Source organism: Acidocella aquatica, assembly GCF_030160635.1.
GTDB classification, from domain to species: domain Bacteria; phylum Pseudomonadota; class Alphaproteobacteria; order Acetobacterales; family Acetobacteraceae; genus Acidocella; species Acidocella aquatica.
Window position 1 is genome coordinate 1 of record NZ_BSOS01000059.1, and the last position, 11,180, is coordinate 11,180.

Genomic DNA, 11,180 nt, shown 5'->3' on the forward strand with positions numbered 1-11,180 from the left:
CTTGCGGATGATATCCCAGAACGTGTCGCCAGGCTGCGCGTGCGTGATCATCGCAAATGTGTACGATGGCGCCGCCGCCATGGCGCAAACAGGTGCCGCAAACATGCCAACACCAGACAATACAGCGCCAACAGCAAATGCACTGACAGAAAGTTTCTTCGTTACGTTCATTTTTCCCCCTAACAAAATCCACACCATGCGGATTATTTCAAAACAATTTTTTTGTGATTCTTATGGAATATTCAGAATTTTTTCATTATCGCGCGGCGCCGCCACGCCGGTTCTTAAAGTGCGGCGGCCGGTGCCGGAGACTCGTCATACGCGCCCCAGATTGATTGGTCGAAATTCACCACCGACCCAGTCATCAGGCCGGATTCCGCGCTGGAGAGAAAGGCTACGGCCCGCGCCACCTCAAGCGGATCCAGCAGCCGGCCGAACGGCTGTCCGGCCTCGGCCTCGGCGCGCCAATTCGGGTTGCCGCCATGATATTTCATCTGGATCTGGTCTTCGCCTTCCGTCGCCATCCAGCCGATATTGAGCGCATTCACCTTGATCCGGTTACGCAGAACCGCATAGGCGGTGTTGCGCGTCAGGGTCGCCAGGGCGCCCTTGGAGGCGCAATAGGCCGAGATGAACGGCTGCCCGGCCAGAGCGGACATGGAGCAAATGTTTACGATGGCGCCTTCGGTCTTTTCGCGCTTCATGATCTTCAGCGCTTCCTGCATCAGGAAAAAGGGGGCGCGGACATTGACTGCGAACATATGGTCGAACAATTCCGGCGAGGTATCGAGGATCGTTCCCCGATCCGTCACCGCCGCGGCATTCACCAGCACATCCACCCGGCCGAATGCGGCATCGGCCTGCGCTACCACGGTCCGGCAGTCCTCGACATTGGCGAGATCGGCGGCCACGAAGCGCACCTCCACGCCGGTTTCCGTTTTGATCTTCGCAGCCTGCGCCTCGCCCTTGCCGCGGGAGCGGCCGCAGATCACCAGCCCTTGCGCGCCTCGTTCGGCGAACAGCCGCGCGATGGCGGCACCCAGCCCCTGCGTGCCGCCGGTGATGATTGCAATCTTGCCGGCCATCTGTTTCATGATGTCTCTCCTTCTATGCTGTAGCCAGCGTCCTTCAGCGCCCGGCTCAGTGCCCGGTAGCCGATTTTCGCAAATTCCGCTGGTGGCGCCTTGGCCGGATCCTGCTCCGCCTCAACGACGAACCAGCCCTCGTAACCGATATCCGCCAGCCGTCTGGCTACCGGGCCGAAATCGATTGATCCGTCTCCCGGAACGGTGAAGGCGCCCGCCAGAACCGCATCAAGAAAAGATTGCCGCTCCCGGTCCAGCCCGTCCACTACTGCGGCGCGGATGTCCTTGGCATGGACATGATTGATGCGCTTGCCATGATTTTTTAGAACATTGAACAAATCCGCGCCCGCGAAACGGAGATGGCCGGTATCATAAAGCAGGCCGACGGCTTCACCGGTATGTTGCATTAACAAATCGATATCGCGCTCGCTCTCGATCGCCGTGGCCATATGGTGATGAAAGGCCAGGGGCACGCCCTGCGCCGCGCAATGCTCGGCGAAGCGTGTCAGCCGGCGGCCATAGGTTTTGATTTCGTCTTCCCAGAGGCGGCGGCGCAGCGCCAGCGGCGCCGCGCGGCGGTTTTGCAGCGTGCCTGCGGTTTCGCCGTAAACAAGGCAGGAGGCGCCCAGTTCACGGAACATGGCGAGCTGGCCTGCCACCTGTTCCTTCTCCGCGGCCAGATCGTCCGGCGCGTCGAGCACCGTGCCGCTATACCAGCCCGAAACCAGATTAAGCTCATGCGCCTTGAGTTTCGGCCCAAGTTCCGCGGCGGTCTTCGGGAATTTTCCACCCGTCTCCACGCCCGCGAATCCGGCGGCCCGCGCTTCGCTCAGGCATGTCTCGAGCGTCGTATTACCGCCCAGCTCGGGCAGATCGTCATTTGACCATGCAATCGGTGCAATTCCCAACTTGGCCTGCATTTGCCATCTCCTTCGTGATGAGGCTCTTGATGATGGCGCCGGTGCGTTTAGACGCCGACGCGCTGTTTCTTGCGGCCTTCCTGCTGGGCCGCGGCTGCCTCGCGTACGCTTTCGCGCGCGCTCACGGCCGGCACGCCGACATCCCACCAGGCGTCGCCTGGCGTCCAGGCGAAGGCGTCGGAGACAATGGTGATGACCGTTGTGCGATCCGTCGTCTTGGCCCATTCCACGGCCTCGCCCAGATCGGCCAGGCTTTCAACATGGCGGGTCAGCGCGCCCATGCTTTGGGCATGTTGCGTGAAATTGACGCCAAACGCCTCCTTCACCCGGCAATCCTTGAGCAGGTTGTTGAATGACGCGCCGCCCTTGGCGTTCTGCAGCCGGTTGATGACGGCATAGCCGCCATTATCGCAGACAATGAGAATGAACTTATGCCCCGAGAGGACGGAGGAATAAATATCGGAGTTCATCATCATGTAGGTGCCATCACCGATCATCACGATCGGCGTGCGGGTTGGGTCGGCCATCGCGGCACCCCAGCCGGCGGCGATCTCATAGCCCATGCAGGAGAAGCCGAATTCGCAATCGAACGAATTCGGCGCCTTCACACGCCAGTTTTTCATCACCTCGCCCGGAATGCCGCCCGCCGCGGCGATCAGCAGGTCTCGCTCGCCGGCATGCCGGTTCACCACGCCCACCACCTGCGCGTAGGTCGGCACCGGCTCGTTGGATGGTTTTTGATAACCGTCAAGCAATGCGTTCCATTTCGCGAATTCCTCGCGCCCGTGCTGCGTCCAGCTGGCATCCGCCCGCCAGCCCGCCACGGCCGCGCTCAATTCCTCCACGCTCTCGCGCGCATCGCCCACCACGGGTAGCGCGCGGTGCTTCGCCGCATCCCAGCGCGCCGCGTTGATGGAAATGAACTTCGCGTCCGGCGCGAAGCAGGTCCAGGAGCCGGTGGTGAAGTCCATCAGCCGGGTGCCGATGGCCAGCACCACATCCGCCTGCGCGGCCAGGGCATTCGCCGAGGTGGAGCCGACGATCCCGATCGGCCCGGCATGCGCCGGATGATCATGCGTGACACCGCCCTTGCCGGCGATGGTCTCGCAAAGCGGAATGCCGTGCTCCAGCGCGAACGCCGCCACAACCTGCCCGGCGCCGGAGTAGCGCACGCCACCCCCGGCGATGATAAGTGGCCGCTTGGCGGCCTTGAGCATCCGCACCGCCTCGTTCAGGCGGCCACGGTCGGGCCGCGGCCGGGGGATGTCATGCACGGTCTCGGCGAAGAAGGCTTCGGGATAATCCCAGGCCATTTCCTGCACATCCTGCGGCAGGCCGATGAAGGCCGGGCCGCAGTCGGCCGGGTCCAGCATTGTCGCCACCGCCTGCGGCAGCGAGGAGATGATCTGTTCGGGATGCACGATCCGGTCCCAATAGCGTGTCACGGCCTTGAAGGCGTCATTCACATTGGTGGTCGGGTTATCGTAATGCTCAACCTGCTGCATCACCGGGTCGGGGCGGCGGTTGATGAACGTATCGCCCGCCAGCAGCAGCACCGGCAAACGGTTGGCGTGCGCCACGCCGGCCGCGGTCACCATGTTCAGCGCTCCCGGCCCGATGGAGGACGCCGCGACCATGATCTGGCGCCGCTGCACGGATTTGGCAAAGCCGATCGCCGCCAGCGCCATGGATTGCTCATTTTGCCCGCGCCAGGTTGGCAGCGTGTCCTGCACCGCTTCCAGCGCCTCGGAGAGGCAGGTCACGTTGCCGTGGCCGAAAATCGCGAACACACCGGGGAACAGCGGCACGCGCGCGCCATCAACGATGGTGAACTGATTGCACAAATAACGAACCAGGGCTTGCGCCATGGTGCAACGTACTGCGGTCATCCGCTTTCCTCCCATTTGCCGGTGTCTTGGTGCCGGTCCCCTTCGCGGGGTCGAGGAAAACATTATTGCAGAATAAAAAATTCAGCAAGTATTATTGCAGAATTTTTTTACCCCTTACGGCCGCGGCGTGCGCTTGGGGCGCACGGCGGCGCCCTTGCGGTTGCGGATAATCTCCGTAACCGTGGGAATCCGGGGCGCCTCCTCCCTGCTATGCTGCAAAATCGCCGCCGCCGCCACGGCCAGGCATTGCACCAGGCAGACCGGCGCCGCGAGTGAGCGCGAAAAACTGTATTCATCCTCAGGGATGGTAAAGAGCACCGTCGCATCCTTGGCCAAAGGCGAAAGCTGGCTGTCGGTGATCGCGATGATCGGCACGGAGCGGCCCGCCGCAAGTTCGGCGATCGCCACCACCTCCTGCGCGTAGTGCCGGAAGGAGATGGCCACCAGCACATCGCGCGCGCTGATTGTTTCCGCCATCTCCTGCGAGAGCCCGCCCGCCGGGTCCAGCAACACCACGCGGCGGTGCAGCATGGTCAGCAGATAGCGGAACAAGGAGGCAATCGGTTCGGAGCGCAGCTGCCCGGCAATATAAATCGTGTCCGTTTTGGTGAGCAGCTTCGCGGCTTCGGTCAGCGACTCCTCCGGCATGTTCTCCAAAAGCTCCTGCAAGGCCGCGATGTCACGCACCACCAGGCCGCGCAAATGCCCCAGATTCCCAGAGTTGGTGTTGCGCGACAATTCACTGTCGAGCGCCCTCACCCGCTCACGGAAGCCGGGCGCCGCCGTCGCCAGCCGGGTCTGGAAGACGAGCTGCATTTCCTTGAAGCCTGAATAGCCGAATTCCTGCGCGAAACGTACGAGGCTCGAAGGATGAGTGTCGCATTTCAAGGCGATTTCACTGATCGATTCGAGCGCCACGACATTTGGGTTCTGGGTGACATAACGCGCGATTTTTTGAAATCCGGCGGAGAGCCGCGGATACTCCGCGCTGATCAGATTGACCACGCCCTCATAATTTTTTGGCAATACCTTGCCATTTTCCAACGCGCCACGCCCCATGTCCGCCCCTCTTCTCATGTATCCCGCCACATATACCCGCCCGTGACGATTTTTACCCCGCGCAAATCAGCGCTTGTGTTTCGGAAATTTTTTTGCAATATTAAAATCAATGCAATTATTTTTGTAGCACCCCTGACGTTCAGACGCCAGTGGCGGACGGAAACCTAATAACCATGGCAGGATCGACCCCTCGCTGATTTGCTGTTGCTTCGGCCCATGTTCCGCACGTGGCGGGCAGGCAGAGGAAACCCGGTCCAACCCAGCGCAGATTTTGCGGTTATAGCGGCCCGCCCAGGTTCTGCAAAGATCATTGCAATCACGGCCAAGGAATAACGCGGGGAAATGCTCTGATGTATCAGAATTACGGCTTGTTTATCGATGGTGTCTGGCTCGGCGTGGGCCAGGGCGAGCGGATTGAGGTGGTGGACCCCGGCACGGGTGCCGGTCTTGGCGATGTGCCGGGCGCCAGCCTGGCGGATGCCGGGGAGGCGCTGGCTTCCGCTGGCCGGGGCCTTGCGCTCTGGCGCGCCACCCCCGCGTGGACCCGGGCTGATTTTCTGCACCATGCGGCCGATGTGATGCGCGCGCGGACCGAGGAAGCCGCCCGTATGATCACCCTGGAATCCGGCAAGCCGCTGGCCCAGGCGCGGCGGGAATGGACGATGTCGGCCGATCAGTTCCGCTGGTTTGGCGAGGAGGCCCGGCGCATTTATGGCCGCATCGTGGAGAGCCGCGCCCCTGGCGGGCGCATTGAGGTGCTGCACGAGCCGGTGGGCATCGTCGCGGCGTTCACGGCATGGAATTTTCCGGCCGTTCTGGCGGCCCGCAAGCTCGCCCCCGCGCTCGCCGCCGGATGCGCCGTGATTCTCCGCCCCTCCAGCGAGGTTCCCGGCACGGCGATGGTGATGATCGACTGCCTGCGCGAAGCCGGATTGCCCAAGGGCGTCGTCAACCTTCTGGTTGGCCCCGTCGCCACCACCTATGCGCCGCTGGTCGCCTCGCCTGCCGTGCGCAAGGTGACTCTGACCGGCTCCACCGCCATCGGCCGGCAAATGTTGCACGACGCCGCCGATACGGTGAAACGCACCAGCATGGAGCTGGGCGGCAATGCGCCGATGGTCGTGTTCGAGGATGCGGATATGGAAGCCGCGCTGGACCTCGCGGTGCCCGCCAAATTCGCCAATGCCGGGCAGGTCTGCGTGGCGCCGGACCGCTTCTATGTGCATGAATCCCTGCACGGGCGCTTCGTCTCCGGCTTCGTGGCCCGGGCGCGCGCGTTGCGGCTTGGCCATGGGCTCGATGAGGCGACCCAGATGGGCCCGCTCATCAACCCGCGCCGCGTCAGCGCCATTGCCGAGGTCGTGGCGGATGCACAGCGCCGCGGCGGGCGCATCGAGACCGGCGGCAGCCCGCCGCAGATGGAGTCCAATGGCTATTTCTTCTCCCCGACCGTGATCTCTGGCCTGCCAGACGATGCCAAGGCGCTGGCTGATGAGAATTTCGGCCCGATCGCCGCCATAACCCCCTTCGCCAGCGACGAAGAGGTTTATCACCGCGCCAATGATAGTAGCTTTGGGCTGGCCGCCTATGTGTTCACCAAAAGCCCCGCGCGCGTGCGCGAGGCGGTGGCGCGGATGGAAGCGGGCATGGTCGGTGTCAACAGTTTCGCGCTCAGCGCTGCGGAAGCTCCGTTCGGCGGCATCAAGGAAAGCGGTACGGGCCGCGAAGGCGGTAGCGAGGGTATTCTGGAGTTCCTCAACGTCAAGCTCGCACATGTCGCGCTCTGAAGGGAGGTTTGCATGATTCCCAATAATATTCTCCGCAAATGGGCTGCCAACGAGCCAGTGCTCAATGGCTGGCTCTCCATCGCCTGCCCCTTCAGCGCCGAGATCATGGCCGCGCAGGGCTATGATTGCCTCACCATCGATCTCCAGCACGGGCTGGTCGGCTATGAGATGGCGACGATGATGCTGCAGGCCATGCGCGCCAGCGGCGTCACCCCCATGGCGCGCGTGCCCTGGCTCGACCCCGCCGCCATCATGAAGGTGCTGGATGCCGGCGCCTATGGCGTGATCTGCCCCATGATCAATAACCGCGCGGAAGCGGAGCGGCTTGTCTCCTATGTCCGCTATCCGCCCAACGGCGTGCGCAGCTTCGGCCCCACCCGCGCAAACCTCTCCGCCGGCGCGGATTACGGCACCCATGCCGACCAGGAGGTCATCTGCCTCGCGATGATTGAAACCGCCGAAGCCTTCGCCAATGCGGATGAGATTCTCTCCACCCCCGGGCTTGATGGCGTCTATATCGGCCCGGCCGACCTCACGCTTGGCATCACCGGGCGGCGCTACCGCACCGGTTTCGACCGGGAAGAGCCGGAGATGATCGAGGCCATCCAAACCATCCTGCGCAAGGCGCACCAGGCGGGCGTGCGCGCCTGCCTGCATAACGGCACGCCGGCCTATGCCGCCAAGGCCATCGGCTGGGGGTTTGATCTCGTCACCATCAGCAACGATGTCCGGCTGCTCACGGATGCCGCGCGCAACAGCGTTGAAACCACGCGCAGGCTGGCCGGCGCCGCCAGTGCCGCTGCGGCCGATGCCTCTTCCAGCGGAGGGTACTGAGATGCCGCATGTCCTCATTGGAGGAAAAATCCACCAGGCGGGTCTCGACCTCCTCCGCGCGGCGCCGGGCGTGACGTTTGACATGGCGGACGACCTCGCCGCGCCAGCCATCCTGCCGCTGCTGGAGACAACCGACGCCATCCTTATTCGAACGCAGACCCTCCCCGGCTCCCTGCTGGACAAGGCCCGGAACCTGAAAATCCTGTCCCGCCACGGGGTCGGGTATGACAACGTGGATGTGCAGGCCCTCAACCGCCGCCATATCCCGCTCTGCGTCGTGGGAGATGCCAATTCCGCCTCCGTGGCGGAACATACGCTGATGCTGATGCTGTCCCTGGCAAAACGGGTGATCGACTATGACCGCGAAACACGCGCCGGCAACTGGCGCTACCGCGACAGCCAGAGCGCGATGGATCTGGCCAGCAAGACATTGCTGCTGCTCGGCTTCGGGCGCATCGGCCGCGCAGTTGCCCAGCGCGCCGCGCCGTTTGGCCTGCGCATCGAGGTGCATGACCCGTTCACCAGCCCCGCCGCCATCCGCGAGGCAGGCGCCGTGCCGGCCGCGGATTTACACGAGGCCCTGGCGCGCGCTGATATCCTCTCCGTCCATATCCCGCTTGCCGGGGGCAAGGCGCCCGTCGGGGCCGCGGAACTGGCGCTGATGAAGCCCAGCGCCATCGTCATCAACACCGCGCGCGGCGGCGTGATTGACGAAGCCGCGCTCGCCGCCGCTCTGGATGCGGGCCAGCTTGCCGGCGCGGCGCTGGATGTATTCGAGGTGGAGCCGCTCCCCCCCAGCCATCCGCTGCTCCGCAATGCCAATGTCATCCTCACCCCGCATGCGGCGGGGCTGACTAAGGAATGCGCGATGCGCATGTCCACCATGGCGGTGCGCAACATCCTTGATTTCTTCGCCGGGCAGCTTGACCCGGCGGTCGTGGTCAACCGCGCGGACGCCACGGCCAGCGTCACGCCATGAGGCGTTCATGATTTTGGTTAGAGAACACCGGTGACGAAATACGCGTGCGCCGGGATGCGTCATCAACATTTGATAGTTAGGAATAATAACAATGCGTGAAATCGGCATCGGGCTGATCGGCACAGGCTTCATGGGTAAAACACACGCGATCGCCTATCGCGCCGCGTCCAGCATTTTCCCTGATTGTCCCCGTTCCATTCTTCGGGCGGTGAGCGACATCAACATTCCGGCAGCCGAAGCCATGGCCGCCCAGTTCGGCTTCCAGCGCTGGAGCGCCGATTGGCATAGCCTGCTGGATGATCCATCAATCGAGGTGATCTCTATCACCACCCCCAATGTCATGCACCGTGAAATGGCGCTGGCCGCCATCGCGGCGGGCAAGCATGTGCATTGCGAAAAGCCGATCGCCCCGAATGCGGCCGACGCGCACGCCATGATGGAGGCAGCGCAAGCCGCTGGCTGCGTAACGCAGGTTGGCTATAACTACATTAAGAATCCACTGCTCAAACTGGCGCGCGAAATGGTCTCCGCTGGCGAACTGGGCGAGATCACCGGCTTCCGCGGCATCCATGCCGAGGATTACATGGCGGATTCGCAGGTTCCCTATAATTGGCGCGTCGATCCCTCCGGCGGAGGGGGCGCGGTGGCCGATCTGGGCAGCCATATCGCCGGCATGGCGCGGTTTCTGCTAGGGCCGATCAGCGCCGTCAACGCGGATTTGGAAACCGTGATAAAAACGCGCCCGGTGGCCGCAGGGGCTAGCGAACGGCGCGACGTGCTGGTGGATGACATTGCCCGCCTGACTGTCCGCTTCGCGCGTGGCTGCGGCGGCACCATCGAAGCCAACTGGGTCGCCACCGGCCGTAAGATGCAGTTGGGGTTTGAGCTAACCGGCTCCAAAGGGTCGCTGATCTTCACGCAGGAACGGCTGAACGAAATGTTGCATTATCGCTCTGCCGCCAGCGCGCGCAATTCCGGCTTCGTACGCATCGAAACCGGCCCGGCACACCCGCCCTACGGGCTATTCTGCGTCGCCCCGGGCCACCAGCTTGGCTTCAACGATCTCAAGACAATCGAAATGGCCGAGTTCCTGAGCGCCATAAATGGTGGTGAACACCAGGGACCTGATTTTCGCGAGGCCTGGGAAATTCAGAAAGTGATCGACGCGGCAATTGCATCTTCCGCCGCAAAGAGCTGGATCGATATCACCTAGATCAATATTAGTTTAGCTTGAGTCACCCGATTCAAGCTAAACTAATGAAATTGATCGTAAAACATAAGTTAGAACGTGATCGACGTGGGGCAATCACGCTCTACCCGTCCGCGCAGGTAATCCGTTGCCTCCCCCAGAAGCTTGCTCGGCGCAAATTTTCCGCCGAGTGAATTCTTCTGGAGGGAGCAATGTGCGTTTAGCGCGATGGGTTCACACTGGCGCGGAGCGCTCAAACCAAACGCGTGAAATTGCGCCTGCAAACACGAAACTTTTCTGAGGGAGGTTCACGCTTTCGGCTCGCTCGGTCGAGCGAACCTCAAACGAGCGCGCTAATTTCAGAAATTCAACTGGAGTGTTAGAGCGTAAAAGCCTCACGGAACTGAGCCAGCGCCTGCTCCTCATCGCCCAGCGCAAATGCTTCCATGCCGATGGAGCCACTATACGCCATCCCGGCAAGCGCCTTGGCAATTGCTGGATAGTTGATCTCGCCCGTACCCGGCTGACAGCGGCCAGGCACATCGGCCACTTGAATCTCACCGATCCAGGGTAGCGCCGCGCGGCAAAGCTCAATCAGATTACCCTCGCCGATCTGTGCATGATAAAGATCAAGCATCAGGCGCACACCTGGCCGGTTCACCGCACTGACCAGCGCCAGACAATCAGCCGCGCGGCCGAACGGCACACCCGGATGATCAACCGGAGCATTCAGATTTTCCAGCACGAACGTCACGCCTTCAGCCTCGCCGAGGTCCGCGATGCGGTTCAACGTGTCATGCGCCTTGAGCCACATCGCACCTGTTATCTCGTGCGCCGGCGTAACCGGCAGGCCCCGCTGATCCAGGCCGGTGCCATGCAGGTTGAGGCGCGGAATGCCCAGCTCCTTGGCCACGGGGATGGAAAGCCTGGCCGTACGCAACAACTCCGCCGCACCCTCGTCATCGGCCAAGCGGCCGGTGACATAGCCCGTCATCGAAGAAAAGGTGGCGCCCGTCGCGGCAAGTGCCTTGATGTCGTGGCGCGTCCAATCCCAAATCTCAACCTCAAAGCCTCGCGCCGCCAGATCACGGGCGCGAACCTCGATGGGACGGTCACGGAATATCATCTCCGCGCAAACGGCTAATGTAAATTGAGATGTCATTGCAAAATCCGTAAAAAACTTGCCGGTTGAGGAAAATAAGCGTTGCCGCCGCCTGCATGGGGTCAGCGCCGCCCTTCATTTGAACCTGTGCAGCCCATATGGGGCAAAAGCGCGCCTATCAAAAAAACAAGGCAGCCAGCGTATCTTCACCGCCGGCTCCCCTGCCGCCGCAGCATAATCGCAGCAGAAATCAGCCGCGATTACTGCACCCGCCCGAGTTCATGTTTCAGAGCTTCGAGGTCGCCTCCGCCTGCCATGTGGAACATGAGGTCCTCG

The 11,180-nt window shown here is 62.4% G+C and carries 9 protein-coding genes; 4 read left to right on the top strand and 5 right to left on the bottom strand.

The genetic code is table 11. From position 1 onward, the window contains the following. Nucleotides 1-284: 284 nt before the first annotated feature. The 4 genes from QQJ84_RS09280 to QQJ84_RS09295 all read right to left on the bottom strand — a co-directional run bounded on the left by QQJ84_RS09280 (nucleotide 285) and on the right by QQJ84_RS09295 (nucleotide 4,971). Nucleotides 285-1,097 carry an SDR family oxidoreductase gene (locus QQJ84_RS09280; RefSeq protein ID WP_284257891.1) on the bottom strand — a complete coding sequence of 271 codons (813 nt, stop codon included), beginning with the start codon at nucleotides 1,095-1,097 and terminating at the stop codon, nucleotides 285-287. Continuing rightward, nucleotides 1,091-2,005, bottom strand: coding sequence for a myo-inosose-2 dehydratase (gene iolE, locus QQJ84_RS09285; RefSeq protein WP_284257883.1), 915 nt, complete (start codon nucleotides 2,003-2,005; stop codon nucleotides 1,091-1,093). Before iolE ends, QQJ84_RS09280 begins: the two co-directional genes overlap by 7 nt. Before the next feature lie 47 nt (nucleotides 2,006-2,052). After that, on the bottom strand, nucleotides 2,053-3,894 hold the full coding sequence (iolD, locus tag QQJ84_RS09290) for a 3D-(3,5/4)-trihydroxycyclohexane-1,2-dione acylhydrolase (decyclizing) (RefSeq protein WP_284257884.1): 1,842 nt from the start codon (nucleotides 3,892-3,894) through the stop codon (nucleotides 2,053-2,055). A 114-nt stretch (nucleotides 3,895-4,008) separates the two neighbouring features. After that, complete coding sequence (locus QQJ84_RS09295) at nucleotides 4,009-4,971, bottom strand: MurR/RpiR family transcriptional regulator (RefSeq protein ID WP_284257885.1); 963 nt, start codon at nucleotides 4,969-4,971, stop codon at nucleotides 4,009-4,011. A gap of 332 nt (nucleotides 4,972-5,303) precedes the next feature. Between QQJ84_RS09295 and QQJ84_RS09300 the strand changes: the two genes are divergently transcribed. The 4 genes from QQJ84_RS09300 (at nucleotide 5,304) to QQJ84_RS09315 (ending at nucleotide 9,766) form a co-directional block, all read left to right on the top strand. Continuing rightward, on the top strand, nucleotides 5,304-6,740 hold the full coding sequence (locus tag QQJ84_RS09300; protein WP_284257886.1) for an NAD-dependent succinate-semialdehyde dehydrogenase: 1,437 nt from the start codon (nucleotides 5,304-5,306) through the stop codon (nucleotides 6,738-6,740). A gap of 12 nt (nucleotides 6,741-6,752) precedes the next feature. Beyond that, nucleotides 6,753-7,574, top strand: coding sequence for an HpcH/HpaI aldolase family protein (locus QQJ84_RS09305; RefSeq protein ID WP_284257887.1), 822 nt, complete (start codon nucleotides 6,753-6,755; stop codon nucleotides 7,572-7,574). Nucleotide 7,575: 1 nt separating this feature from the next. Beyond that, entirely contained in the window at nucleotides 7,576-8,553 is a 978-nt protein-coding gene (locus QQJ84_RS09310; protein WP_284257888.1) for a hydroxyacid dehydrogenase, read from the top strand. 91 nt (nucleotides 8,554-8,644) lie between these two features. Continuing rightward, nucleotides 8,645-9,766, top strand: coding sequence for a Gfo/Idh/MocA family protein (locus QQJ84_RS09315; protein WP_284257889.1), 1,122 nt, complete (start codon nucleotides 8,645-8,647; stop codon nucleotides 9,764-9,766). A 355-nt stretch (nucleotides 9,767-10,121) separates the two neighbouring features. Here the strand turns inward: QQJ84_RS09315 and QQJ84_RS09320 are convergent, their stop codons facing one another. After that, entirely contained in the window at nucleotides 10,122-10,904 is a 783-nt protein-coding gene (locus QQJ84_RS09320) for a TIM barrel protein (protein WP_284257890.1), read from the bottom strand. Nucleotides 10,905-11,180: the final 276 nt, after the last annotated feature.